The sequence below is a fragment of the Microcoleus sp. N9_A2 genome, assembly GCF_036701775.1.
GTDB lineage: Bacteria > Cyanobacteriota > Cyanobacteriia > Cyanobacteriales > Microcoleaceae > Microcoleus.
Window position 1 is genome coordinate 20,261 of record NZ_JAUBRH010000056.1, and the last position, 25,992, is coordinate 46,252.

General features: G+C 46.8%; 19 protein-coding genes and 1 tRNA gene. 9 read left to right on the top strand and 11 right to left on the bottom strand.

The window, feature by feature from the left end; genetic code table 11:
• Positions 1–2: 2 nt before the first annotated feature.
• From QUA44_RS24305 to QUA44_RS24315, 3 genes are all read left to right on the top strand, one after another.
• Positions 3–2,609 (top strand): ComEC/Rec2 family competence protein, encoded by a 2,607-nt coding sequence (locus QUA44_RS24305; RefSeq protein ID WP_333253394.1) that lies wholly within the window; start codon positions 3–5, stop codon positions 2,607–2,609.
• A 61-nt stretch (positions 2,610–2,670) separates the two neighbouring features.
• A tRNA-Ser gene (locus QUA44_RS24310) sits at positions 2,671–2,755 on the top strand.
• Positions 2,756–2,912: 157 nt separating this feature from the next.
• The gene (locus QUA44_RS24315) at positions 2,913–4,214 is read left to right on the top strand and encodes an FAD/NAD(P)-binding protein (RefSeq protein WP_445243736.1); all 1,302 of its coding nucleotides are present in this window, start codon (positions 2,913–2,915) and stop codon (positions 4,212–4,214) included.
• Here the strand turns inward: QUA44_RS24315 and QUA44_RS24320 are convergent.
• The 8 genes from QUA44_RS24320 to pilM all read right to left on the bottom strand — a co-directional run bounded on the left by QUA44_RS24320 (position 4,187) and on the right by pilM (position 15,013).
• Positions 4,187–4,609: a hypothetical protein gene (locus tag QUA44_RS24320; protein ID WP_333253390.1), complete on the bottom strand. Its 423-nt coding sequence runs from the start codon at positions 4,607–4,609 to the stop codon at positions 4,187–4,189. The two genes, QUA44_RS24315 and QUA44_RS24320, sit on opposite strands and share 28 nt — an antisense overlap.
• Before the next feature lie 184 nt (positions 4,610–4,793).
• Positions 4,794–6,272, bottom strand: a complete 1,479-nt coding sequence (locus QUA44_RS24325; protein ID WP_333253388.1) for an NAD(P)/FAD-dependent oxidoreductase — start codon at positions 6,270–6,272, stop codon at positions 4,794–4,796.
• 408 nt (positions 6,273–6,680) lie between these two features.
• On the bottom strand, positions 6,681–7,964 hold the full coding sequence (locus tag QUA44_RS24330) for an aminotransferase class I/II-fold pyridoxal phosphate-dependent enzyme (protein ID WP_333253386.1): 1,284 nt from the start codon (positions 7,962–7,964) through the stop codon (positions 6,681–6,683).
• Positions 7,965–7,979: 15 nt separating this feature from the next.
• Positions 7,980–8,288 (bottom strand): HU family DNA-binding protein, encoded by a 309-nt coding sequence (locus tag QUA44_RS24335; protein WP_333253437.1) that lies wholly within the window; start codon positions 8,286–8,288, stop codon positions 7,980–7,982.
• Between the two features lie 738 nt (positions 8,289–9,026).
• Complete coding sequence (locus QUA44_RS24340) at positions 9,027–11,414, bottom strand: AMIN domain-containing protein (protein ID WP_333253384.1); 2,388 nt, start codon at positions 11,412–11,414, stop codon at positions 9,027–9,029.
• Between the two features lie 374 nt (positions 11,415–11,788).
• A complete protein-coding gene (locus QUA44_RS24345; RefSeq protein WP_333253382.1) occupies positions 11,789–12,589 on the bottom strand; it encodes a pilus assembly protein PilO in 801 nt (266 codons plus the stop codon).
• Positions 12,586–13,491 carry a PilN domain-containing protein gene (locus tag QUA44_RS24350; RefSeq protein ID WP_333253380.1) on the bottom strand — a complete coding sequence of 302 codons (906 nt, stop codon included), beginning with the start codon at positions 13,489–13,491 and terminating at the stop codon, positions 12,586–12,588. The genes QUA44_RS24345 and QUA44_RS24350 overlap by 4 nt, the downstream gene beginning before the upstream one ends.
• A gap of 427 nt (positions 13,492–13,918) precedes the next feature.
• Positions 13,919–15,013 carry a type IV pilus assembly protein PilM gene (gene pilM / locus QUA44_RS24355; protein WP_333253435.1) on the bottom strand — a complete coding sequence of 365 codons (1,095 nt, stop codon included), beginning with the start codon at positions 15,011–15,013 and terminating at the stop codon, positions 13,919–13,921.
• A gap of 440 nt (positions 15,014–15,453) precedes the next feature.
• Between pilM and QUA44_RS24360 the strand changes: the two genes are divergently transcribed.
• On the top strand, positions 15,454–16,737 hold the full coding sequence (locus tag QUA44_RS24360; RefSeq protein ID WP_333253433.1) for a sugar ABC transporter substrate-binding protein: 1,284 nt from the start codon (positions 15,454–15,456) through the stop codon (positions 16,735–16,737).
• Between the two features lie 394 nt (positions 16,738–17,131).
• Positions 17,132–17,707, top strand: coding sequence for a Uma2 family endonuclease (locus QUA44_RS24365; protein WP_333253378.1), 576 nt, complete (start codon positions 17,132–17,134; stop codon positions 17,705–17,707).
• Between the two features lie 5 nt (positions 17,708–17,712).
• Here QUA44_RS24365 and QUA44_RS24370 read toward each other — a convergent pair whose 3' ends face one another.
• On the bottom strand, positions 17,713–18,978 hold the full coding sequence (locus QUA44_RS24370) for a folylpolyglutamate synthase/dihydrofolate synthase family protein (protein WP_333253376.1): 1,266 nt from the start codon (positions 18,976–18,978) through the stop codon (positions 17,713–17,715).
• Positions 18,979–19,036: 58 nt separating this feature from the next.
• Between QUA44_RS24370 and QUA44_RS24375 the strand changes: the two genes are divergently transcribed.
• Together QUA44_RS24375 and QUA44_RS24380 are read left to right on the top strand one after the other, a co-directional pair.
• Positions 19,037–19,852, top strand: coding sequence for an NgoPII family restriction endonuclease (locus QUA44_RS24375; protein ID WP_333253374.1), 816 nt, complete (start codon positions 19,037–19,039; stop codon positions 19,850–19,852).
• A gap of 19 nt (positions 19,853–19,871) precedes the next feature.
• Positions 19,872–20,978 carry a DNA cytosine methyltransferase gene (locus QUA44_RS24380; RefSeq protein ID WP_333253372.1) on the top strand — a complete coding sequence of 369 codons (1,107 nt, stop codon included), beginning with the start codon at positions 19,872–19,874 and terminating at the stop codon, positions 20,976–20,978.
• Positions 20,979–21,139: 161 nt separating this feature from the next.
• On the opposite strand, the gene QUA44_RS24385 is transcribed toward QUA44_RS24380, so the two are convergent.
• Positions 21,140–22,357 carry a glycosyltransferase gene (locus QUA44_RS24385; protein ID WP_333253370.1) on the bottom strand — a complete coding sequence of 406 codons (1,218 nt, stop codon included), beginning with the start codon at positions 22,355–22,357 and terminating at the stop codon, positions 21,140–21,142.
• 84 nt (positions 22,358–22,441) lie between these two features.
• Positions 22,442–23,323, bottom strand: coding sequence for a 16S rRNA (cytidine(1402)-2'-O)-methyltransferase (rsmI, locus tag QUA44_RS24390; RefSeq protein ID WP_333253368.1), 882 nt, complete (start codon positions 23,321–23,323; stop codon positions 22,442–22,444).
• Positions 23,324–23,371: 48 nt separating this feature from the next.
• Here rsmI and QUA44_RS24395 point away from each other — a divergent pair, with 48 nt between their 5' ends.
• Positions 23,372–24,229: a sugar kinase gene (locus QUA44_RS24395; RefSeq protein ID WP_333253366.1), complete on the top strand. Its 858-nt coding sequence runs from the start codon at positions 23,372–23,374 to the stop codon at positions 24,227–24,229.
• A gap of 229 nt (positions 24,230–24,458) precedes the next feature.
• Entirely contained in the window at positions 24,459–25,589 is a 1,131-nt protein-coding gene (locus tag QUA44_RS24400) for a cupin-like domain-containing protein (RefSeq protein ID WP_333253364.1), read from the top strand.
• Positions 25,590–25,992 lie beyond the last annotated feature (403 nt).

The following is a 25,992-nucleotide window of genomic DNA, read 5'->3' on the forward strand; positions in this document are numbered from 1 at the left end:
TAATGAATCAAGCAACGGGTGTCATTTTCTGTCTTGCCTACATTCTGGGATTGATTTCTACAGCGGTTTCTTGGGGTAGATACGGGATACTTGCTTTGGGAATAGCTGTGGCGATCGCCCTGCCGAAATTGTTGCGAAAATTTGCTAGAAATTCGGTCAAAGTTACCAAGACTAGACGCAGCAGACAAAAAGAAAATGCTCTTAATGAACCCTTAGAGACTGGGGAAGAATTGAGTTTGTTGCAGATGCTGCCGAGAGCGAAATGGGTGTGGGCAGTTGCGGGTTTGCTGGCATTTCTAGCTAGCATTTATTTGGCAGTTCGATCGCCCCAACCGGCAATAGATGACATCAGCAAACTGATTCCGGCGGTTGGGAACACTCAAGAAGTGGCGGTGACAGTTCGCGGTAGAATTGTCAGTACGCCTCGATTGACTCGATCGGGTCGATCGCAATTTTGGCTAGAAACAGATTTAGTTAGCGAAATCAACGGCGGCGAGGGAGGAGCAGTTGTAAACCGCCCAGTATCCGGCAAACTCTACGTTACAGTGCCGCTGCTGCAAGCAACTGGTTTGTACGCCGACAATACGATCGCAGTTGTGGGTTCCTTGTACAAACCGCAGCCACCGTCGAATCCAGGGGCTTTTGATTTTAAAACATATTTAGCCAGAGAAGGAGCTTTTGTAGGGCTAAAAGGTCGTCAAATTGACTGGAAGAGAGAAAAGGCGATCGCGGATGTCAATCGAGTTAACAGCCAAACGACTGCTTTCTGGGAGTCAAGCGGGATGCAGCCATCGAAAATTCAAGCGATGCGGCAGCGGATCGTGCGATCGCAGCTATCACAGTTAAATGTTCCCGAAGGCCCGCTGATCGGTGCGATCGCCCTCGGCAAACAAGCAGTTGATTTACCTTACAACATCCGCGACTATTTTGTGCAAGCGGGATTGGCCCACGCGATCGCAGCTTCGGGCACTCAAGTTTCGATGGTTTTGGCTTTAGTTATAGCTTTAACTAAGCGCTTTTCCAAACAGTTACAATTTGGTTTTGGCGTCGGCGCTTTATTTTTGCTCGTCGGATTGACAGGCTTTGAAGCTTCAATCTGCCGCGCCGCACTGATGGGATTTGGCACACTATTTGCTTTGGTGTTGAGCCGCGAAGTTAAGCCGTTGGGATTGCTGTTAATCGCTGCTACTATTTTACTGCTAGTTAACCCTTTGTGGATTTGGGATTTAGGTTTTCAACTGAGTTTTTTGGCGACTTTGGGGTTAGTTGTGACAGCGCCGCCGCTGATGGCAAAGTTGGACTGGATGCCACCGGCTATCGCTTCAATTGTGGTGGTTCCGATCGCCGCTTCTGTTTGGGTGCTGCCCCTGTTACTTTATGTTTTTAGTGTGGTATCACCTTACAGCATTTTAGTTAATATTATTGCGGCTCCTTTGCTGTGGATTTTGAGTATTGGGGGGATGGTTAGCGCTTTAGTTGGATTGATTTTTCCGCCTGCTGGAAGTGTTTTAGTGCAACTGCTGGACTATCCGGCGAAAGGGCTAATTGCGATCGCCCAATATTTCTCGCAATTACCCGGTAATTCGGTAGCTGTGGGTCAAGTATCGGTGTTTCAGCTAATCGCGCTTTACAGTTTAATTTGCTGGGTTTGGGTCGGGGGAAGTTCGGCAACGGATTTTGTAACGGATGTAACGGATGGAAGAAGGAAGGGAGAAAAAACAGGGAAGCAGGAAGTAGGAAGGAAGAAAAATCAGGGAAAGGGGAGAGGGAAGAAAGGGAAAAGCCGAGTTTTTGCGTTGCGTATCTCTTCGGTTTGGATTTTACCGCTGGCGCTTGTGGCGGGAATAAGTATCATAGTTTTGCCAGCTTGGCACGTTCAAACATCTTTATTTCAAGTTACTTTGCTGGCGACATCTGGCGATCCAGTTTTAGTAATTCAAGATCGGGGAAAAGTGGCGCTAATTAATAGCGGTGATGAAAATACCGTAAGGTTTACAGTGTTGCCTTTTTTGCAGCAGCAAGGAGTTAATTCTGTGAATTTTGCGATCGCCACTCACGGTCATTTAGGTTTGAGCAGTGGTTGGGGAAAATTACTAGAACGCTTGCCAATTAAAACATTTTATGATAATAATGCTCCGAAACAAATTCACCGTGGCAACAATCAGGAATTTATCACGGCTGTGCAATCTCGCCAAGGCGTTTACATTCCTTTAGAAACTAACAGCAAAATTGATCTGGGTTCGACGCGGTTGCAGTTCGTGGATGCGGAGATTCCGGTGGTAGAATTGCTGGTGGGCGATCGAACTTGGTTGCTCGTCGGTGAAATGACACCGGAAGCGCAAAAACAATTGGCAGCAACGGGAACCTTGAAGCCGGCTCAAGTGCTGTGGTGGTCAGGAAAAGCCCTGACGGCTGAGTTATTGGGCGCGGTTGGGCCACAAGTGGCGATCGCATTTGCTAACGAAATCGACCCAGAAACCGCAGCCCAACTGCGCCAAAGCAAAACCCAAATATTCTGGACAGGGCGCGACGGAGCCCTTCAGTGGACTCCAGCAGACGGATTTAAGACCACTCTGGAATCAGAAGAAAATCAAACTTCTTTTCTTTAAAGATTTACAATGTGGCGCACTGTGCGGTAAAATACTTTTAGCTCCCATCTAAGCCTCAATTGGAGAGGTGGCAGAGCGGTTGAATGCGGTAGTCTCGAAAACTACTTTAGGGCGACCTAACGTGGGTTCAAATCCCACCCTCTCCGTTTAAAAATCTATTTTTAGGGGATTTTAAAACCCGGTTTCTTAAAGAAACCGGGTTTTTTAGCTGGTACAACAACTTAAAAAATAGAACACCCAGAGCCCCGACTTTTTTTAAGTGCTGCGGGGCTACAAAGCGAAAAAGTTGACGATCAACCTATAATGAGAATTGTTATCATTCGCAAATCAGCAGTTCTCATGCAAGCGAACTCAGAAACCACGCCGCCCCAAATTGATTTAGCTTTAATCGGCGCTGGGCCCCACGCCCTGACGCTGCTATCACACATATTGAAAAAACGCAACAGCCTCCGGGATAAACTTTTAGCATTCGATCCGAGCGGCGAATGGCTGACCCAGTGGCGGAGGCAATTTGCAGCATTAGAAATTGAGCATTTGCGATCGCCCGCAGTGCACCACCCAGATCCCAACCCTTACGAATTGCGGAGGTTTGCCGAAAATCGCTCCTCGGAATTGTTCCCCCCCTACGACTTACCCGGAAGTCGGTTATTTGAGGAATTTTGTGCTGATACAGTTAAAAAGTGGGAATTGCGCGATCGAGTTATCAAAGCAAAAGTTACCCGCATTCAGCCCAAATCCGGCCGTTTCCGCCTGTGGTTTGAAGACGGAAAAAGTGCGATCGCCCGCCGAGTAATTGTCGCCGCCGGAAGTGGAAAACCGCATTTACCAGCGTGGGCAAATCAAATTCAAACACAGCATCCCGCCGAAAGAATTCGCCACTCCCATCAAGTAGATTTGCCAAGTTTGCACTTACAAGGAGAACAAATATTAATTGTCGGCGGCGGACTAACCAGCGGACATTTAGCAGTAGGAGCAATTGCCAGAGGAGCAAAAGTTTTGTTAATGACGAGGCGCTATTTCCAAGAAAAACTATTTGATGCCGAACCAGGTTGGTTGGGGCCAAAATACCTGAAAGGATTCGAGGCCGAACCGGATTGTCAGAAGCGTTGGGAAATTATTCAACAAGCTCGCAACGGCGGCTCGATGACACCTGAAATTATGACACAGTTGCGCCGGCTTTCCCACAGCGAACAACTGACATTTCACGAACAGTGCGAAGTTGTTGGTGTTCGGTGGGAAAATAACAGATGGACTGTTGATTGTAGCGGTGGAGAGACGTTATTTGCCGATCGAATTTGGCTAGCAACTGGCACTAAACTAGAAATTGCAGCCGAACCTTTGTTCCAAGAAATGCTAGAAACGCATCCCATTGAAATAGTTAAAGGTTTGCCAGTTTTAGACAAACACCTGCGCTGGCCCGGATGCGAATTATTTTTGACCGGTGGTTTAGCAGCGCTGCAAGTGGGCCCTGTCGCCAGAAACCTTTCAGGGGCGAGAATGGCCTGCGATCGCATTGTACCGGCGATCGTCAAATCCAGCATTGCACTCTCGCCAGCAATAATTAGAATGACTGACGACTATTGCAACTTAACCGCAGCCCGCTGAATCGGCAGAACTTCATCTAGAGTCAATTCGCGATCGGCTGTCAGGTGGCTAGAACAGCAAATCGTGCTGAAATAGAGAGGACGACCCACAACTTGAGAAAAATGCTGTTCTAAAAGCAACCGAGAAGTAATATCGCCCAACAGTTCAGAAATATCTTTTGTCAACTGTTCAGTATCATCGCGGTGAGTAATTCTGAACCCAAAAGGCGTTTTGCCGTTAGCGCAGCCCTCGGAGAGGATCGACTTTTTAATTTCCGCATCAAACTCATCATCTTTCCCGGCAACAAAAGCCAAAGACTGATGTGTCAAAAATTGCCAAGCTTCAGGAAAAATCTCGCGAATCTTTTCCAGGGGATTTCCGGTTTCGTAAACCAAAGTAGCTGTTTTGCAATCCATGAATCAAACCTAGGATATTATGAGCGTATCTAGACTTTGTTTCAAGTTTTGACATTGATTATCATATTCATAGTTAACCACTAAATCAATAGCTTTGAATAGAAATATACTTCCCAATGCCCGATGCCCTGTTTGGCCAATGCCCAATGCCTGATGCCTGATGCCCTATGCCCTATGCCCAAAACTATCTTTTCCAATACCTGCGCCAGTGAAACAAATTCTCCCAGAAATTCTGCATAAAAGTATTGCTCCCCAAGCGCTGCGACTCCCAAACAGCAGCAGTTTGACCGTTAATTGCCGAAAAACTCGACCAAATATAAGGAAGTTGGGCGATCGCCTCAACCTTCATCCCGTGACGCATAGCCAAAGCGATCGCGTGAATCAACTCAGCAGCTTGCGGCCCTACAATACTCGCTCCCAACAACTCACCGTTGCGACGCCCGACAATCTTACAAAAACCAGTTGTATCCCCTGACATTTGAGCTCTTTCAACATTCTTGAAATATTCCCGACAAACAATGAGATCGTCTCCAAAACGGCGCCTTGCTTGCGCTTCAGTCAAGCCAACCCTCGCCAACTGCGGATCAGAAAAAATCGCCCAAGGAATCCCGCGATAATCTATTTGAAACAGCGGCAAAAACAAAGCATTTTTCACAGCAACCGCAGCTTCGTAATTAGCGATGTGAAGGAACGGATAACCCCCAGCAACATCGCCAATCGCATAAATGCGATGATTTGTTGTTTGCAGCTTTTCATTTAAAATCACCCCGCGATCGCTGAATTTAACCTTAGCCGCTTCGAGATTTAACGATGAAAAATTGTGTCCTCTACCGGCGGCAAGAAAAATTTCCTCAGCTTCGATCGCCCTTGGCCCAGCTTGAATCCACTTTTTACCCTCAATCACCCTAGCTTGAGTTACCTCAGTAGCAGTCAGAATCCGCACTCCTTCAGCTTCCATTCCAGCTTGCACCAAACCAGCAGCCTCCCGGTCTTCTTTAGGCAAAATGTGCGAACTTTTCACCACCAAAGTAACAGCAACCCCCAGCCGAGCAAAAGTCTGAGCCACTTCGACACCGCTGGGATCGGCGCCGATTACAGCCAAACTTTTAGGCAACTGTGGAAGTTTTGCTAATTCCCCGACAGTTTCCGAAGTAAAAAAGCCAGCAGACGAAAGTCCTTCAATATTGGGAATCGCCGGCCGAGTTGGACAAGCTAGCAAATAACAGAGCGATCGCAATTTTCGCCCGCCGACAACAAAAGCCAAATCCGGTTTCGCCACAAACTCGCCACTGCCAAAAATAACATCCACCCCGCGAGCGCCCAAAACGCTGAGATCGTCAATTTCTGACAAATTAGAAACAACACCGTCAGCCCACTGATTAACCCCGTTAAATTGCAATGAGATCGGCATTTCCGAATTAGCCAGATCTCGGCGAAGTCCGAACTGTGGGCGGCTAATCTGGTGGGCAAAACGAGCAGCCTCCCTCAAAGTTTGGCTGTATCTCAAACCAAGGTCGATCGACTCTTTCCCCCCAGTCGGTAAATCTTGCGAATTACTTAACGGTTCCACCAAAGCAACGCGAGCCGGGAAATTAGTTGCAGTCAAAGCAGCATAACGTCCGGCCGGAGTTCCACCAATAATCACTAAATCATAGTCAAGCATAAATAAAGAAGTCAGTTGGCAGTTGGCAGTTGTTAGTTGGCAGTTGTTAGTTGTTAGTTGGCAGTTGTTAGTTGGCAGTTGTTATTTGTTAGTTGGCAGTTGTTAGTTGGCAGTTGTCAGTTGGCAGTTGTTATTTGTTAGTTGGCAGTTGTTATTTGTTATTTGTTATTTGTTATTTGTTATATCAAATCCGGCCGCATCGGAATTATGAGTGTGCGAGCGTCTCGCTCGCACGCTATATCATCCAAATATATTATTCCGATGCAATCGTAAATGGTATTATTTGTTATTTGTTGTCAACAGTCAACAGTCAACAGTCAACTGACAACAGTCAACTGACAACAGTCAACTGACAACAGTCAACTGACAACAGTCAACTGCCAACTGCCAACAGTCAACTGACAACAGTCAACTGACAACAGTCAACTGACTAATCACATCCGTAAGTCCAGCAATCAGCCGCAGATTGTCCGCCCTGGAGCGCACAGCCACCCGAAAAAACCGATCGCCCAACTCAGGAAAACTCAAACAATCCCGAATCAAAATCCGGTGTCGTTCCAACAGACTTTTTTGAATCGAAGAAACCGACATAGACGACTCAACCAACAAGAAATTAGCCGCCCCTGCAAAAGGTTGCAAACCCGGTAAATTAGCCAAACCCTCAAATAGCTCAAAGCGAGCAAGAGGCAGCCAATCCCAGGTTTGCAGCTCAAAAGCAGCATCTCGAACCACAGCAGCAGCAGCAGCAGCAGCCAAAGCATTCACAGGCCAAGGATCGCGCTGCTGCTGCCAGCGGCGCAGAATATCGGGATGGGCGATCGCGCAGCCCAACCGCAGTCCCGGCAGAGAATAGAATTTAGTGAGCGATCGTAAAATCACCAAATTCGGAAACTCCTCAACAGCATCGATCAAAGTTTCCTGCTCAGAAGGCGGTAGAAAGTCCATAAAGGCCTCATCCACCACCACCATACCGAACTGCTTCAGATAAGGCAAAATCGCCTCCCTAGCAAACAGCAAACCCGTAGGATTGTGCGGGTTGTTCAGGAGCAAACCTCGTCGAGAGGGGGCATCGAGAGCAAGAGGCACCGGGAGACGGAAAGAAGGGGAGACAAGGGAACGGTTAGAAACCGACAAATCATCCGTTACTAACTCGTTTCCTGCCCCAGCGCCCAACGATTTCAGATCCAACTGAGATGTTGCACCATGCTCAATTACTTGTTTAGGGACAGGCAAGATGCCTGTTCCACAAGAAAATTCATCTCTTGTGGAATGGGCATCTTGCCCGTTTTTGAAAATGGTGCAAGATTGAAGATCCAAAGGACATTTGATCACCTTCGCCCCGAAAGCCGAAAGAGCCCGCGAGTAATCGCCAAAAGCCGGAGTCACCAAATAAGTCGCCTCCAGCTTCGACAAATCCCAAGCCGCCCAAGTCAACAATTCCGCCGAACCATTCCCCGGCAAAATCCAATCCCGGTCAACATTCAAAGCCTCACCTAAAGCAGTCCTGAGCTCTCCATAATCCGGATCAGGGTAAGCCGTCAGACTGCTCAAGTGTGATTGAATCGCAGCCAGGGCAGACTCAGGAGGGCCCAAAGGACTGATACTGGCAGAAAAATCGAGAATAGCAGAGGCAGGGCAGCCTGCCAGTGCGGCTGCCCAAGCTAAATTCCCACCGTGTACAGGTCTAATCAAGACTCAGTTCGCCAGCTATTCTGCGTTTTTCGGCGGTGCAACTCTGTCCTTAAACAACTTCCCTGCGGAAAATGCAGGAACTCGGGTTGCTGGGATTTCCATCTTGTCGCCAGTTTTGGGATTGCGACCCTCGCGGGCCTTGCGTTCCCGCGACTCAAACGAGCCAAAACCGACCAGCGTCACTTTGTCGCCATTGGAGACAGCTTCCATGATTGCTTCAAGGGCCGCACTCAAAACAGCATCTGCCTGTTTTTTCGTCACGGTAGCCTTTTCCGCGACTGCATCAACCAATTCACCTTTGTTCATTGCCAACTCCTTCTGGATTTGCAAAATTACGTTAAACAGAGTTAGTTCAACTATTAGCTGTGAGTTATCAACTGGATTGAGGTGTGCCTTGGGAGGTTTGGGTGGTTCCCGATTGCTCCCGTCCGCTTCCCCGAATCACAACTCCTGCTGAATACCAATTACCCTAGGGTAATTGGTCAGAAAAGGAATTTTTGTTTCTAACTGCTGAAAACCCCACAGCATCTAATTTTCACTGCATTATTCTAAAGTCTTGCCGACCGTTATGGATCGGTGGAACCTTTAATTTATATGGAACTTGCTAATTTTTGTAATTAATCCCAAAATTTAAGTAAAAAAATACCACCTTGGAGAGAAGATTTCTCGCCTCGGTGGATTTGAAAGCATAAAAAAGGAGAAATAGAAGGAATAAAATGTAATTTGTCAAGGGCTAAAGGAAAAGTTTTTTCCTTCTTCCTTGTTTCTTTCCCCTCTTTCTTTACCCCGTGGGGCAGGGCTGTTTCCTTCTCCCGAAACCCGCCAGGGACTGAAGTCCCTGTCTCATAGCTGAAGTCGTCTGAAGACGACTGAAAGAGTGATTTATAGTCTTTTTGCAGAGGACTAATGAGTTCTTTAGTCCTCTTTTAGAGGACTAAAGCTGTGAGGCAGGGGTTTCAACCCCTGTCGGACTGTCGGACTGTCGGACTGTCGGACTGTCGGACTTTGGGACTCAGGGGAAAGAGCGTGGAAAGTTGACAGCAAGGCATTTTTCCTTCGTTCCTACTGTCTCGGCTGGACGGGCTGACTGCGCTGCAACAGTTGGCGGGCGTCGGGACTGATGTTGTTTTGGTAGCCAAAGTTCGATCGATCGCTATCATCCAAAATCTGCGGAGTCAGCAATACAATCAACTCCGCCCGCTGGTTGGTCTTATTGGTTCTCCTGAACAGCGAACCGATAATCGGCAAATCTCCCAAAATCGGAATCTTGTTCGCTGTAGTCCGTTCTTCGTCTCGGATAATCCCCGAAACAATCAAAGTCTGACCGTCCCGCAGGCGAATTAGCCCGGATTGCAACGATCGCTCGCCCAGCAGAGCGATAGTATTAACGTTCCCGCCAGTCGAAAGGTCTTGAGTCCTGCCGGGTGTCCTGATAATCGGGTTCACCCGCAGAGACACAAAGCCATTATCGTCAATCCGGTCAATCGCCACCCCTAACTGCAAACCCGCCCTGTCTTTGACGGCCGTCGTTGTTGTGGTACTTGTATTTCCGGTGCTCTGCGTTTGCTGTGTGATGTTAGTAATCACCTCATCAGTAATATTCACATTCGCCGTTTCCCCTTCTTGAACCACTAGAGTCGGATCGGTCAGGATTTTGCCATTGTTGCTCTCAATAGTTGCCCGCAACGCCGACAGGAACCTCCTGGGATATTGGAACAGCGGGAACAAGGCGAAGTCTGCACTTCCCGAAGCGGTTGCCGATCCAGGCTCGTAAGTCTCAATTCCAACTCGCGTGGGGTTATTAGTAACTGGGGCGATCGGCTGGAGGAACGCACCTTTGCCGGGACCTAGGAGACCTTGACCTGTAAGTGGCACGATACGCCGGCCGTTCGCATCGTAGAAAACGTCCGGGGTTCCTAGGGGGTTGTCGGTGATCGGTCGAGCGAGGATCCCGTCTCGGGCTGCACCCTCACTGGGCGGATTGATGCCGCCAAAATTGAGACTTGCCACCCCATCGTCATTGACAAAGAAATTGTTATTAATTCCGAAAGAGAAACTGCTATTAGTTTCGTTATTTCCCAACAAGTTGATATCGATCACCTTGACGTTGACAGCGACTTGACGGCGGCGCAAATCTAGCTGAGTCAAGAAAGCTACGGCAATATCCACTTTGCGCGGATCTCCCACCAAAGTGATGGAATTTAGCCGAGAATCCGCCAGCACCGACAGTCCCCTCAGCAACAGCGGCCCGTTGCCGTCCTTAGCGCCGATCGCCTTAATGTCGGGTTCCCTAATTTCCACATCCCGCGCCGCATTTCCCTGGCCCACGCTTTGAATCGTCACCCGAGTAATCGGCAGTTGAGTTTCCGCCCCTTGAGCGCTCAAAAAGTTAGCCGCATCCGTAGAGCGAACTTGATTGAGCCGCAAAGTCCGAATGATAATATTGCGCGAGTCGATCGGCAAGCTAGTCCCTACAAAAATCGTCCGCCCCTGGCGGTTAGCTTGTAATCCGCTGAGCCGCAGCACGTAATTAAAGACATCTTGCACCGACTCGTTTTCGATGTCCAAGGAAATCTTTGGCCCTTCATCCGAGCCGGAAGCTCCTGGCTGACCAGGCACTGCGGGCTGGCCCGGTTGAGCAGGGGCCCCGCCGCCTGTAAAAGCAATGTTCAAGCCAGCAGCGCGGGCCAGCAGAGCCAAAACGTCCCGGACTGGGGCATCCCGCAGCACCAAGCGGGGGATGCGTTCTCCCGAACTCAGTTCAATATTTCCCGCGCCGGGGGCGATGTTAGACACTGCGATATCTCCCAAGGGCGGAGCAACTGCCCGCGGTTGGAAAGGCGCAGCTTGATTGCTTTGGGATTGTATTTCGCTGGGGAGGGGCGGGCGATCGTTCCTGGTAACAGTAACTTCTGGATTTGGCAGCATCACGCCTGGGGCTTGCGAGGTGCGGACTTGGGGAGCCGGCCGGGGAGCTGTTTGGCTCAGTGGCAGTCCCGGAGGCGGCGGGGGTACAGTTTGGGCAGACTGTGCTGTGCCGCCAACTCCGGCAACGCTGAGAACGATGCTTTGGCCTTGTCCCGGCACAATTTGTCCGTTGGGAACTCCGTTGGTGCCGGCTACCACAACGCGGATGCTGTTAGCTTCTACCTGGCTGATTTCTACTGAAGAAATTCCCGGAGCGGGGTTATCTTGACGGAAGCTGTTGCCTTGTGGCAAGCGGAGCTGGGTGTTGATAATTGTGGCTTGATAAGTATTGCCGTTATTGATGGCGAAAACTTGCGGGCGATCGCCCTTTTCAGTAGCTAGGACAATATTTACCCCATTATTGGCTTGACTTACTTGCACTCCTGTGACTTGAGTCGGCGCCGCCCAGACGGGGGCTTGCGCTACGAGAACTCCGGCCATGCTGCCCAAGAGTCCTCCACTTAACCGTAGATGCTGTTTCACGTTCTCTCCTCTACTACACTTTGTTATTTGTTGTTCGCAGTCTTTTGTCGCTAGCTGCTAAACTGACTGAAAGATTCAAGGGTTCGAGCCTTTTGGAAGGGAGAAGTTATCCCCTTTTCGATTTTCGATTAAAGAATTGGGAATAACTGATGACATAAGGGTTAGAAGCTATCCTACAGTTCCATTTTTGGGGAAACTGGTATTAGAAGAAATTAGGTTTTAGAGCAAATTTTTGATTGCCATATAAAAAATGTTTGTGTGGCATTCATATTTTTTTTACTTCTACCTTCAATCTTCCAAATTCAACTTTCTGCCTTCTCCTTTCTTGTGAAATAGCGAGTTGGGAACAATAGCTAATATCCGCCAAACTACCGCTACTTAGCACCAGGACTCGGAGCTGGAGTTGGCGGTTTTTCTTCTTGCTTTAACGGCAGCAGGGCGTGCAAGTCAAAAGCAGTTTTAATTTTAGTTGGCGGCTGCTCCACAGGAACTATTTTCCCTTTCAAAAAGTCAACTTCAATTGGCTGATTTGATGCTAGCAATTCAGATTTCAAATTCCTCACTACCAACAGCGACTGCATCAACTCCAAGTTACGCATAAAATTGCGGGTTTGAGCGAAAGTGCCTTCAAACTCTACCTTAAATTTTTTGCGTCTGAGCTTGCCAGCTAGGGACGGCCCGAAGGAGGTATCGGCCAGAATATCAGGGTCTGGAGCTCCTGGCGCGGCGGTTGCTGCTGCTGGGGGCATATCCGGCTCAAATTTGGTAATTTTAGCCTTGAGGTCATCTCCTTGCACCCCGGCGTTGATTCTATTAACCAGTTGGGTCATGTCAAGCAAAATCGTGTTGGCGCTGGCGTCACTGGCAAACATTGCCGTCACTTGGGCCCGGCGCTGTTTTGCTTCTTCTTGCTTGGCTTCTGCTTCTGCCTTTTTTTGAATTAGAGATTTCAATTGCAGTTTCGTTTGCTCTTTTTCGGCAATTTTTTGCTGACTCTCGCTGCGTGTTTGGAATTCTGGCTGTACGAACTGGTAGCCGAGGCCGCCGGCAATGACGAGGCCGACAACCGCGATGCCGATTGCTTGGACTTGGGGTGTCAGCTTAATGCCGAATATTTCCTGAGTCCCTGTCTCTTCTGCTTGTCCGCTAGGACTATACTCATTTGCGAATGTCATTGTTTTTTCACCTCTGGTTTTTGTGTTTCTAGCACTCCTTTTTCTTGAAGTGTTTCTATCCGTATTGCTAGCCCGTCTGCCTGCTTGCTGCGGAGTTCGGGGAGCAACTCGGAGGCTCCCGTCGGGCTGAGCGTCGTTTCAATTTTATATTCCACCACCGGTCGCAGTTTGGGAAGTTCTGGTGGTGCTGCGTTTTGGTTACGCACTTGTAATTGTGCAGGGTTGTTTTTTAATGTGGCCGCTATCAGTTTGGTATCGGTGTTAAGGAAGAAAGGGGAGCGCTGGACTAGCAACATAAAGTCGTTAACTTGAGCAAAGGTACTGGCTATCCCTGAAATTTGTATTTTTGCTGCCTGCTGCGGGACGACAGGGGGGGGAGCTGCTGCCGGGGCGGGGCTGGCTGGAGACGGACTCGCCCCTGGGGACGGGCTGGCTGCGGGGGTGGCTACGGGGGGTGGGGGTGCTGCTGCAACGGGGGAGGGACTCGGGTCGATTTGCTCGATTTTGCCAATTTGCACTCCCGCTGGAGTACGGGCACTGAGGTCTTGCAGCATCGCCGACCAAGGTTTAATTTGCTCGAATACTCCGGCTAATGCTTTGTATTCGGCGGTAACTTGGTCGGTTTCGGCGTTGATGGCTTTGATTTCGTTAGCTTGAGTGTTTAACGTTGCCAGTTCTTGGTCGATGGTGGTTTGTTGTTCGGTCAACTTGTTATTTTCATTAGTCGCCCACCACCAGGTGCCCATGACTGCGGCGTTGATGCCGAAGGCAAACAGCGCCGCCCCAATTAGGGGCAGTTGGTCTTTGGCTCCGCCAGAACTTTTTCTAGCTGAGCTTTTGGCTGCTGCGACGGGTTTGTAGTCCGGACGGTCGTTGAGAAAATTAATATCTAGGCTGTACATGGCTTCACTCGTTTTTATAGCAGAAGGAAGAAGGCAGAAGGCACAAGGCAGAAGGCATAAAGCAGAAGGTACAAGGTACAAGGTACAAGGTAGAAGGTAGAAGGAAAAAGTGCTCTACCGCTTATGTTTGAGCAATTAAGAATGTCCTAACAGTCTTGGCTGTTGCTATAGATTTAAATTTGAAATTTGAGATTTTAGACAGAACCCAAGATTGTTGGTACAAGTGAAGGATTTATTTAGGGAAGAAAGAAACAACTTTTTGCCTTCTACTGAAGGAAGGGGCTGCTTCTACCTCAGATATATTCTACCTTTTACCTTCTACCTTCTACCTCCAATATTTTACCTTCTGCTTTCTGCCTTCTTCTTTTGGCAGGGGTTTTTACCTAAAATTCTCAAATCGGTTTTTCTCTCATCTAAAACTGTTAGTTCACATAACCTCCCTTAGTCCTAAACCTAGGGCGACTCCTAAACCTGCTCGCTGTTCTGGGGTAATTTCTTCGCTGATTTCGAGTCCTAGGGTTTCGATGGGATCGACTTGAGATGCGGGCAAGCTTAATCTTTGCATAAAAAATTCGTCTAGTTTGCCGATCGCAGCTCCCGGGCCTGCTAGCAGCAGTTGCGCTACTTCGAGTTCTTCGCTCTGGTTGAGGTAAAAGTCTACTGAGCGGCGCAGTTCGTCTGCTAGTTCTCCCAATACTTTAATCATTGCATTTGTGCCGGGATTGGCGTCTCCCGATGCGCCCATTGTATCTGTGACTGGCAGGGTCATGCCTTGCAGTTCGCTGGTGTCTCTGGTTGGCGGCAGGTTCATGGCTTGGTTGAGGGCGGTCTGGATTTGGTAGGTGCCGATCGGGATGGTACGGTTGAACTGAGGTATGCCGTCCACTACTATAGCTAACTCGGTACTGTCAAATTCTATGGCGGTGAGAACTGCTGCTTCTTGGGAGGAAAATTGTTGCAGTTGTTCTTTGAGGGTGCGGATTAAGGCAAAACTGGTTACTTCTAGTACGTCTATAATCAGTCCGGCTTCTTTGAAGGTTTCGATGTATGTGTCGGTAACTTCTCTGCGGGTTGCTACTAACACGACTTGCACTTTTTCTACGCCGTCGTCATCTACAAAAAGGCCTATTTTTTGATAGTCTACGTCGGCGTCTTCTCTGGGAAACGGCAAGTACAGTCCTGCTTCTGCGTTCATGTAATCCCGCAGTTCTTCTTCGTTGAGCTCGGCGGGAACAGGGATGAGGCGGATGACGGCTTCGCGGCCGGGAATGGCTGTGGCTACTCGCTTGGCTTTGATTTTGTTTTCTGCGAGGACGGCGCGTATGAGTTCTGCCATTCCCGGCGGATCGACTATTTGTCCTTCTTGTATATAGTCTTCTGGAACTTCTATTGAGGCTAGGATGCCTAATTTTAATGCCTGAGCTTTCTTTTCGAGCTGAATGATGTTGATGCGGTCTGGGGCTATTTCGATCCCGATTCCTGGCTGGCGTTGGGAAAGTAGACCTTTGAAAAAGTTAACCATGTGATTGGGTCGCCGATAATTGCTATTTTTTTCTTTTGTAGTTGGCCAGCCTGATTCAGCGCCCAGGCGTGTTGGAGGGTTGGTTTCCAACTGCCGCAAGAGTGCTGTAATCTCGGTATCCCGCCGTAGCTGCACAGCTCAGTCTGTGTTGCGCGATCGCTAGTTCCGATTTTATGCTATCCAATTTACTTGACAATAGCTATTCTGCTGCGAATGTCAATAAATTCCAGCTCGATCGACCGAAAAACTGCCGATTTTACACAAAAACCGACTCTCTCGATCGCGGTGCCCAGATACAAAACTCTGTTACTGACTTGATCGCGCTTGATTCGGGCGATTCCCTACCCTACCCTTCGGGAACCCCTGCGGGGAAGGGGATAGCTTCGCTTCACTTCACGCTTTTTTGTCTGACGGTTCCCATAACTCTCAAATTTTATTCTATGAAACGTAAATCTTGGCAACTGTTTGCTGTTTTTGGACTGGTGGGGCTGCTGCTGGCTGCGGTGGTGAGTTGCGGCAAGCCTGCTGTTAATTCCCAGGCAAATAATACGCAGGAAATCGAGTTCTGGACTATGCAGCTTCAACCTCAGTTTACTGAGTATTTCAACAAGACGATCGCCGGTTTTGAAGCGGAAAATCCGGGGGTGAAGGTGCGTTGGGTGGACGTTCCTTGGTCGGCTATGGAAAGCAAGATTTTGGGGGCGGTTTCGGCGAAAACTGCGCCGGATGTGGTGAACCTAAATCCCGATTTTGCTTCGCTGTTGGCGGGGCGCAATGCTTGGCTGGATTTGGATTCTCGAATTTCTGAGCAAGTTCGATCGACCTATCTGCCAAATATCTGGAAAGCTGGCGTACTCGACGGCAAGAGTTTTGGCATTCCTTGGTATCTCACGACTGGGGTGACAATTTACAATACGGAGTTGTTGAAGAAGGCTGGAATTGCTAAGCCTCCGGCTACTTATGCCGAGTTGGCAACTGTTGCCAAGCAGGTGAAGGAAAAGACTGGTAAGTTTGCTTTTTTTGTGACTTTTGTGCCGGAAGATTCGGCGGAAGTTTTGCAATCTTTCGTGCAGATGGGTGTGCCTTTGGTTGATGCTCAAGGCAAGGCGGCTTTTAATACTGATAAGGGCAAGGCTGTTTTTCAGTATTGGGTGGATTTGTACAAGGGCGGACTTTTGCCGCAGGATGTTTTGGTGCAGGGACATCGTAGGGCGATCGAGCTTTATCAAGCTGGGGAAACTACTTTGTTAGCTTCGGGGCCGCAGTTTTTAAAGGCGATCGCCGAGAATGCTCCGAATATTGGTGCTGTTTCGGCTGCTGCGCCTCAAATTACAGGGGAAACCGGCAAGAAGACTGTGGCGGTGATGAATTTGGTTGTGCCTCGCGACAGCAAGCGCCCGGATGATGCTGTCAAGTTTGCTTTGTACGTGACTAATTCTCAAAATCAGTTGGCTTTTGCTAAGGCTGCTAATGTTTTGCCTTCTACGGTTGAGGCTTTGCAAGACTCTTATTTTAAGAACGTTCCGACTGATGCTCCTGCAGCCGATCGAGCTCGGGTTGTTAGTGCTTCTGGGTTGAGTTCCGCCGAGCTATTGATTCCGCCTCTCAAGGATGTTAAGAAGTTGCAAAAGGCGATTTATGACAATTTGCAGGCGGCAATGTTGGAGGAAAAATCGGTGGAACAAGCTGTGAGTGATGCGGCTAAGGCTTGGGATCAAAGGTAGTTTTGAATTGAAGCTGGGGCGGGATTTTTTTTGAGCTCGCCCCTTGCTTTTTTCTGCCACTTGACGTATTATTAAATAATGGGAATCTGTGTCGCCATATATAGGCAAATATATAAGCTTTTAAGTTATTATCGAATGATGAAATTAGCGCCTCTTCACAAGGCGGAGTCGGAGGAGAACTCTGGATAAGTCAATTTCGACTATTTTAGAGGGAAATGTTTGTTGATAAGAACGATCGCTCATCCCAGGAACCGGGTTTATTTATCCCGTGCGATCGCCTTTCTCAATGCAGCTTGATTGATGATTTGTAGGAAGATAGCCGGAATTCCTCAAATATTCAGAAATTTGACTCGTGTTAAAATCAAAGCTCAGATCGGAATAGGAGAAAATTCTTATGCCAGCGATGACACTCAAAGATTTAAACCAAGTTCAAACCCTCTTTTCCGAAGCGGGTTTAGATTACCAAATTGAACTAGAAGACGGGATAATTTCAGTTATGGGACCATCAGACATCGTATCCAGTGAAATCAGTAGCCGTCTCATCGCCTTTCTTTTCGCTTGGATAAATCCCCGTCGCTTGGGGAGAGTCTTTGACTCCGCAGGCGGTTTCATTATGCCGGATACGAATGTCAAAGCGCCGGATGTTTCTTTTGTGCGCGCCGCCCGCTTGCGCCAAAGTCCGCGTTATTTTGGAGAACTTGTCCCGGATTTGGTGGTTGAGATTAAATCTCAGAGCGATCGCATTAAGCCTATAGAAGCCAAGGTTTTGAAGTTTATAGAACTGGGTGCGACCGTCGGAATTCTGATCGATCCTGATGAAGAAACAGTGACTATTTATCGCTCTACAGGTGAACCGACTGTTTTAGGAAATGGCGATATCTTAACAGTAGCAGAACTTTTTCCCGGTTGGGAATTGCCCGTTTCAGAATTGTGGCCTCCTATCTTTACGGAGGAAGAAACACAATTCTGATGCGTTTAAGCTTGGGATTGTTGTTGTTGCAGAAAATAGCCGACGAGATAAAGCGAACCGCAAAGGATTGTTAGGTTGTCACCTGTAACAGCAGCATCTAAAGCTGTTGTTAAGTCGGAGAAGGCTTGACAGAGAGTTAATTCGGGACAGATAATTTGAGCTAGGGCGGCTAATTCTGCGGGGGATGATGAGTTTTGATCGGGTACGGGAACTAGGTAAAGTCGATCGCCCTTTTTGAGTAATGCTTTCAAAATATCATCGCAGTCTTTAGTCGCAAGAATGCCGATTACCCAGTTAATCGGTGACGGGTGATTGTTCAGGCGATCGACATATTCACGCAGGGCGATCGCGGCGGCTGGGTTGTGCGCGCCGTCAATTAATATTTTGCGGTTTTTCCAAGTTGTCTGCTGGAGTCTTCCGGGCCATTGGGTTTTGGCGATACCGTTTTCGATGGCGGTTGGGGATATTTGCCATCCTTGGTTTTGGAGAGTTTGCAAAGTTGCGATCGCAATTGCTGAATTCATTAGTTGAATTTTTCCCAGCAGCGGCAATTGATATTTGATTTTATCCGCATTTTGATTTAACTGATATTCTGCGAATCCTTGTCCTAAATCTATTGCTGGTTTTACCCAAGTTGCCGGACAGTCTAATTCTTGAATGCGTTTTTCTACTACTATTCTAGCTGATTCTGGCAATTCTCCGAGCACGGCCGGACACTTTGATTTGAGAATTCCCGCTTTTTCCCCAGCAATATCTGCGACGGTGGGGCCGAGTATTTGCCAGTGTTCGAGACTGATAGAAGTAATGACGCTAGCGAGAGGTGTTTCGCAAACGTTAGTCGCGTCTAATCTACCTCCTAATCCAGTTTCTATGACTGCAATATCTGCTTTTTGTTCGGCGAAATACAGCCAAGCTGCTGCGGTGATTATTTCAAATTGAGTGGGAGTTTCGGTGTTGTTTTGAGTAGCGGCGACAACTCGTTTGAGACACTGTTGCAATTCTGTTGGGGAAATCGGTTTTTGGTTAATGCAAATTCTTTCTGTCCAATCGATTAGGTGCGGGGATGTGTAGCGTCCAACTCGATAGCCTGCTTCTGTTAGTACGGAAGAGAGATAAGCGCAAACGGAACCTTTGCCATTTGTGCCGGCAATGTGGATAATGGGTACTTGTTGGTGGGGGTTGTCTAGTTTTTCGAGAAGTTGGTGAATTCTTTCTAGGCCGAGATGGACGCCGAAATGTTGATAAGATTTGAGGATGGAGTTTGCATTCATCGAGGATCTCTGCTATGATTAGCTCTGGTTGAATTGGGCTCTCTATTTTTTATAGCCAATGACGAATATACTGGAAGCGATCGCTACAATTATTAATCACCCTATACCTGACTTACTCAGTTCTAAAGCATTCGAGTCTTTTGTCAAGGATGCTTTTGCCAATGCTATAAATGAACCGGAACCCAGCAAACCTGAAAAGTACGATGAAGTATTTTCTTGGATTCGTACCACTCAGAGTAATCCTCCAAATTTAATGATCAGAAATGGCGATGCCATAGAAGTCTATAAAATACAAAGTCCCAAGGGTTCGATTCAATTAAATAGTTCGTATCCCAAATCAAAATTATTTTCTGACAATCCACAAATTACATTAGTTTGTCGTGAGTGTGAAACATGGACAGAAAAGGATATTATTTATGCAATTGGAGTCATAAGTAAAGAACATCTGAAAACCCTATGGCTTATTTATGGTGATTGCTATGCTGCTAGCCAAGAATATTATGAAGGGATTAAAGATCAGATAGCCAGTGGAATTAATGCAATTGCCGATATCGAATTTAGTGAAACCGAAGAGTTAGGTAGAGTAAATAAAGTAGACCCGTTAAGTATAACATCCTTAAGAATTAGACCAATGTGGCTCATAAATAATCCTTCCACTGTTTTTGATTATGTAGATACAGGATATGACCCTAAGAAAAATTTTCAGATAATCGCCATAATGAAGGAAAGTAAATATTTGTCTTTTCCACTTGACAGCAGAACAAAGATCGAATCCATCTCAGTTCCCGGATTTAATATTAATACTCAGTCGATTAAATGTCCCGATAATCCTGGCAACCTCATACCTGCTAAAATTATTACTTACAAAATCTAACACTAAAGGCAAAGGCATTATGAATATCATATCTCTGTTTGCAGGATGTGGTGGGTTGGATTTGGGTTTTCGACAAGCGGGATTTAATATTGTTTGGGCGAATGAGTGCGATCGCACTATTTGGGATACCTACGAGTTCAACCATCCTGACACTATTTTAGATAAAAGAGATATCAGAAAAATCAATTCTGATGAAATTCCCGACTGTATTGGAATTATTGGCGGGCCTCCTTGTCAAAGTTGGAGTGCGGCGGGCGCGAAACGGGGAATTGACGACAGTCGGGGTCAACTATTCTGGGAGTATATCAGAATTGTGCGGGACAAGCAGCCTTTGTTTTTCTTGGCTGAGAATGTTAGAGGCATCTTAGCCCCCAGAAACAAGGATGCTTTCACTTATATATTATCGCAGTTTGAGGAAATTGGGTATCGGGTTTCGTTCAAGTTGCTGAATGCCAAAAATTTTGGTGTGCCGCAAGATAGGCAAAGGGTGATTGTTGTTGGCTATCGGCAGAATCTGGGTGTGGGTTTTGAGTTTCCCGAACCTGGAACCGATGTTTTGACGCTGGAAGATGCGATTTCTAATTTGCAGGCGATCGCCCCCATGCCAGTTAAGGCTAAATTAGATAATTATCACGATTCTGTCGCGAATCACGAATGTGCGGATTTGGGATTTTCGAGCATTTATATGTCACGCAATCGAGTTAGAAGTTGGTCAGAACCTTCTTTTACTATTCAGGCAAGCGGCAGACACGCACCTCTCCATCCTCAAGCTAGTAAAATGATTTTGGTTGGCAAAGACAAACGCATTTTTGACCCCACTTCGCCTCTGCCTTACCGTCGGCTTTCTGTGCGAGAGTGCGCGAGAGTTCAGACTTTCCCGGATGAGTTTATTTTTAAGTACAAGTATATTGCTGACGGATACAAAATGGTCGGCAATGCAGTACCTGTTAAGTTAGCTCGGGTACTAGCAAGCAAGATACATCAAAATCTTAAAGAAGATGAAAAACCGGGTTTTAGGAGAATAAAAAATCAAGCTGATTCTTCGACTCAGTTAAGTTTATTCGGTTCTGAATTGGAAATCACGCCTAAGACAAATAAAAAAGACTTTGCCCCAATAAATAATTAAAAATATCAGAATTATAGTTTGGGCAAGCATTCCAATGAAACTGAATGTCCACTCCAGTTAAATTTACTAGGATCTGAAGGGAAATTCACGTCTGACGTAAAAACTAAATTGGTGGAAAAAGCAAAATATTAGGGTGCGTTGACTCAGGCTATTTTGATATGTTATTTGAATTTTGTTAACTCGCCGAGGTTCTGCTGAATCGCATTTGTCCCGCGAATGTGAGACAAGGGAGAACCTCCGTACAAAAAGCTATTCAAACTAACTTGATAATTTTGCTGAACTGCTAAATCCAACCACAAATTGTTAATCGCATCTCCGGGCTTGTAGTCGGGAATGTTGTGCTGATAGTAAGGAAAACTGTCTATACAAGTATTGAAAAAGTTCTTGCGCCCGCAATGCTTTAAATACTGATATCGCGGTTTGAATTGTGTTTGATTTTCCAATACTGTATATATAGTATCTGCGAGAGATTCTGGGTCAAATTTGGCGTAAAGACCCGCACCTTCGGGGAAAACTGGCGAGTTTCCTCTGGCGTATTGGTTGAATTCTTCAAAACAAATTACTGGTACGTTGCAACTCATGGCTTCGGTAATTCCTCGGTTTTTTCCTTCGAGAAGGGAACCGAGGACGAATGCTTGGGCTCGCGAATAATATGTGGGGATTTCGCTGTAGTAGTCTACTCTTGGCACTAAGTTAATGTAGTCGGAGGGATTGCCTAAAATTGCCTCCACTTGTCGCCATTCTTTTAATGCGTACTCGTCGAGAGTTTTCAGGTTGCTAGCATCAAATTCGTGGCCGGTGACTACTGTTAATTTTATCGGTTTTTGCGGATATTTTTGGCGGTAAACTTTTAAGGCTTTGGCTATAATGGGCAAATTTTTTTCTTCGGAAATTCGGGCGACGGCTAGCAAGTCGATGTCTTTTGCGGGGACGTTGCGCGGGGAAATTAAGTATTCGTTGATGAAGTCGGTGTCTTGCAGTGGTATGATTGGTTTGTGAGCGCGATCGACATAAGTTTCGCGAAACCACTTATCTCGCTGCGGGTTTTTGTATAAACTCGAGTAGGCGTCAGCTATGGGTGCCCAGGAATAGGACGTTCCGGGGGAATAGGTGAAGGAGAAAAATACTGAGGAAAGTTGGGGAAATAGTTTGTTGATGAGTTCGACTGCTTCGCTGAAGTAAATTCCTTTGATGAAACGCCCTTCGTAAAACAGTGGGGGAAGCAAGACGTAGAAACTGACGGTATCGAAGCGGTGGGGTTGGTCTTCAAATATCTCCCAGCTAAAGGCGTCTAAGTCTGCATAAATTTCGGCGATTGGTTTGTTGATGTTGGGGTTGCGTAAATATGGTTTTTGTCGATCGTAGTTTCCGCGTACCATAGAATTTATTAGTGTGATTATTTAACTTTTTTTATTTAACCGCAGAGGCCGCAGAGGGCGCAGAGGAGAAGAGAAGAGAGATATTCACAATTCATCTAAGGGTTGTTCTAGTGATTCATTGTCGCCAATTGTGAGGGCGAGTTGGTAGATTTGGCGGCGGGGGAGGGATGTTTGTTGCGCTAGCTGGCGGCTGGCTTGGGAACGAGTTATGCCTTCTGCAATTAATGTTTGCAATTCTGCTTTGATGGCGTCTTCGGAAAATATTGGTGCGGCTGTTTGGATACCGGCTATTACGAGGGTAAATTCTCCCTGGGGTTCGCGATTGGTGTAAAGTTCTATCGCACTTTCGATACTACCACGCCAAAACTCTTCGTGCATTTTAGTTAATTCTCTCGCCAGCACAATCTGTCTGTCGCTTCCCAAACTATTTGCTAAATCTTGTAAAGTTTGTCGCAATCGGTGGGGAGATTCGTATAATATTATAGTGCGGGATTCTATTTGCAAAGCTTCTAAACTCTGTTGGCGTTCTTGACCTTTCACAGGTAAGAAACCTTCAAATACAAATCTCTCTGTGGGTAATCCTGATGCAGTTATGCCAACAATGCAGGCGGTCGGGCCGGGAATCGGAATAATGTTAATATTAGCATCGGCACAAGCTTTGACTAACTCGGAACCGGGGTCGGAAATTCCCGGCATTCCGGCATCGGTGACGAGGGCGATATCTTTGCCTAAATGCAGTTTGTCGATGAGTTCGGGAAGTCGCTGGTGTTGGTTGTGTTCGTGATAGCTGATTTGGGGGGTTTTGATTTGAAAATGGTGCAAAAGTTTGCCTGTATGGCGGGTGTCTTCGGCGGCGATGAAGTCTACTGTTTGCAAGATGCGGATGGCGCGAAAGGTCATGTCTTCGAGGTTGCCTATCGGGGTTCCTACGATGTAAAGTGTTCCTGTGGTGGGATTTGCTTGCATTTTTAGATTGGGATTTTTAACCGCAGATGAACGCGGATTAACGCAGATATGAAAACGGGATTATTTTTGGGATTGGCAACTTTAGATTTGGTTTATTTGGCCCGGAAGCCTCCGGGTGAAAATCAAAAAGTTGTTGCTTATGATTCTACCATTGCTGCGGGCGGGCCGGCGGCAAATGCTGCGGTCACTTTTAGCTATTTGGGGAATGCGGCGGTATTTGGTGGCGTTTTGGGCACTCACGCGATCGCCCAATTGATTCGTGCAGACTTAGCGGAGTATGATATTAGGATAATCGATTTGCAACCAGGGCGATCGCACTCTCCGCCAGTCTCTTCGATTATTGTAACTGAAGCAACGGGCGATCGATCGGTAATTTCCATCAATGCTACTAAATCACAAGTTGACAGTCAAACAATTAACGAGGATATTTTAACATCAGTTAGTATTGTACTGCTTGACGGACATCAAATCGCAGCCAGCAAAGAAATTGCTCAACTTGCCAAGTCAAAAAACATTCCCCTTGTCCTAGACGGTGGCAGTTGGAAACCCGGATTAGAGGAAATATTACCTTTTATTGAATGGGCTGTATGTTCGGATAACTTTCATCCGCCCAACTGCTACAATTCAGAACAAGTCTTTGCATACCTGTCAGCAGCCGGAATTTCCCATATTGCCATCACTCGCGGCGAAAAATCCATTTTATACCTCAGCAATGGCAGTTACGGTACTATAGAACTACCTCAAATTCAAGTCACAGACACTTTAGGCGCTGGCGACATCTTTCACGGGGCTTTCTGTCACTACATTTTGGAAAATAACTTTACCGATACTCTTACCGCAGCAGCTAAAATCGCGTCCCATTCCTGCCAAAATTTCGGAACCCGCGCCTGGATGAATAAGAGTTGATTTGAGAAAATTAACCAAAGTATCCGGTTAAAACCGCTCAAAGCTATAAAACTTGAACTGGCAACACTTGTTAAGTTAAAATCCTGACAGCAACCTCGACAAAATTTGTGAACTTCCCTCTTCTCTTCCTTCGCGCCCTTAGCGCCTTCGCGGTTCGTTAACAAAATTGCTATATTAGTCAAACCACCTCAAACCAAACCAAACAGTCCCAAAACAACATACCCGAATCATGTCTGACACCCAACCCCTAACTATCACCCTTCCCCCTTTGCGGATTACTCTAAGCGAGCAACAACACGTTAATCTAGAATGGCTGACACAAAACTTGCCCAATCTACTCGCAGCGCCAAGCAAACCAGAAGTCCCCGACAATATGAAACAGTGGGTGGCGGCTAACAAATTATTAAATCAACCCGACGCCGAAATCATTCAAGCCCTAATAAGTACGGGCATAGATGCGGAAACAGCCACCGCAGAAGTTATGGAAATATCATCTCATCCCTACTTCCAAGCAGGCAGTCAGTACGTCCAGTTATTGCAGAAATTAGAATCGCATCTCAGGATTAACAATCAATTAGCTGCATTGTCTTCCAAGTTTGGCACAATCGAACGCAAAAGCAGCCTTTCCAGAGAGTATTTTCTCGAAAATTACTACGCCAAAAATACTCCAGTAATTATTACCAATATCATGCACAACTGGAAAGCGTTGCAGTTGTGGACGCCGGAGTATTTACAGCAAAAATACGGCGATGCAGAGGTACAAATTCAAGCCAACCGGAATTCCGACCCGAATTACGAAATTAAGATAGAAAATCACAAAAAAATTGTTTTGTTCCGCAAATATGTAGAGATGGTGGTCAAGGGCGGGCCTAGCAATGACTACTACATGGTTGCTAACAACCAGACTTTGGAAAGAGAGGAATTTAAACCGCTATTTAACGACATTGAAATATTTCCAGAATACCTCAATCCCACGGATACAAAAGGCAGAGTTTTCTTTTGGTTCGGCCCGAAAGGCACGATTACACCGCTGCACCATGATCCAGTTAATTTAATTTTAGCGCAAGTGTCGGGCCGCAAACTAATTAAATTGATTTCTCCGCAACAAACACCTCTGCTTTATAATCACGTCGGAGTTTTCAGCAAGGTTGACGGCGAAAATCCAGATTATGACAAGTACCCGCTTTACAGAGATGCGAAAATTATTGAATTGATTTTGGAACCGGGAGAAGCTATCTTTATTCCTGTCGGTTGGTGGCATCATGTAAAATCATTAGAGGTTAGTATTTCGGTTTCGTTTACAAATTTTGTGTTTCCCAATTATTATGAATGGAAATATCCTCATATTAATTGGTCGTAGGATTGGGTTCTGTTCACCAAAAATATCCCAAAATCTGTAGATACTGTCTTGATATGTCAAGGGGTAGCGAGCAAATAAGTTGGATCGAAAGGCTTTTGGGACTTTAAAATCCCAAAAGCCAAATGCACCAGTTTTCTCATAAGCGCACCAATTAGCTGCATTTTGACGCCAGCCACGACTCAATAATCGTTCACTCATAGCTTTGAGTAAGGGGTTATGACGCATCGCCACCACGGCAGGCATATACAATGCCTTTGGCAGTCGGACATTTCCTGTACAAGACTCTCCGAGTTTTGCCACGCACAGAAGTTCCTGAACTACGCTCACAGGGAGTCAAACCTGCATCTCTCTGCCAGTTGACGAGCATTTTTGTAATCTTCAATCTGACCAACTTCAGCTAACA

Coding starts and splice junctions, on each gene's coding strand:
- QUA44_RS24305 (WP_333253394.1), top strand. CDS start 3: ATGAATCAAGCAACGGGTGTCATTTTCTGTCTTGCCTACATTCTGGGA.
- QUA44_RS24315 (WP_445243736.1), top strand. CDS start 2,913: ATGAGAATTGTTATCATTCGCAAATCAGCAGTTCTCATGCAAGCGAAC.
- QUA44_RS24320 (WP_333253390.1), bottom strand. CDS start 4,609: ATGGATTGCAAAACAGCTACTTTGGTTTACGAAACCGGAAATCCCCTG.
- QUA44_RS24325 (WP_333253388.1), bottom strand. CDS start 6,272: ATGCTTGACTATGATTTAGTGATTATTGGTGGAACTCCGGCCGGACGT.
- QUA44_RS24345 (WP_333253382.1), bottom strand. CDS start 12,589: ATGACATTCGCAAATGAGTATAGTCCTAGCGGACAAGCAGAAGAGACA.
- QUA44_RS24350 (WP_333253380.1), bottom strand. CDS start 13,491: ATGTACAGCCTAGATATTAATTTTCTCAACGACCGTCCGGACTACAAA.
- pilM (WP_333253435.1), bottom strand. CDS start 15,013: ATGGTTAACTTTTTCAAAGGTCTACTTTCCCAACGCCAGCCAGGAATC.
- QUA44_RS24360 (WP_333253433.1), top strand. CDS start 15,454: ATGAAACGTAAATCTTGGCAACTGTTTGCTGTTTTTGGACTGGTGGGG.
- QUA44_RS24365 (WP_333253378.1), top strand. CDS start 17,132: ATGCCAGCGATGACACTCAAAGATTTAAACCAAGTTCAAACCCTCTTT.
- QUA44_RS24370 (WP_333253376.1), bottom strand. CDS start 18,978: ATGAATGCAAACTCCATCCTCAAATCTTATCAACATTTCGGCGTCCAT.
- QUA44_RS24375 (WP_333253374.1), top strand. CDS start 19,037: ATGACGAATATACTGGAAGCGATCGCTACAATTATTAATCACCCTATA.
- QUA44_RS24380 (WP_333253372.1), top strand. CDS start 19,872: ATGAATATCATATCTCTGTTTGCAGGATGTGGTGGGTTGGATTTGGGT.
- QUA44_RS24385 (WP_333253370.1), bottom strand. CDS start 22,357: ATGGTACGCGGAAACTACGATCGACAAAAACCATATTTACGCAACCCC.
- rsmI (WP_333253368.1), bottom strand. CDS start 23,323: ATGCAAGCAAATCCCACCACAGGAACACTTTACATCGTAGGAACCCCG.
- QUA44_RS24395 (WP_333253366.1), top strand. CDS start 23,372: ATGAAAACGGGATTATTTTTGGGATTGGCAACTTTAGATTTGGTTTAT.
- QUA44_RS24400 (WP_333253364.1), top strand. CDS start 24,459: ATGTCTGACACCCAACCCCTAACTATCACCCTTCCCCCTTTGCGGATT.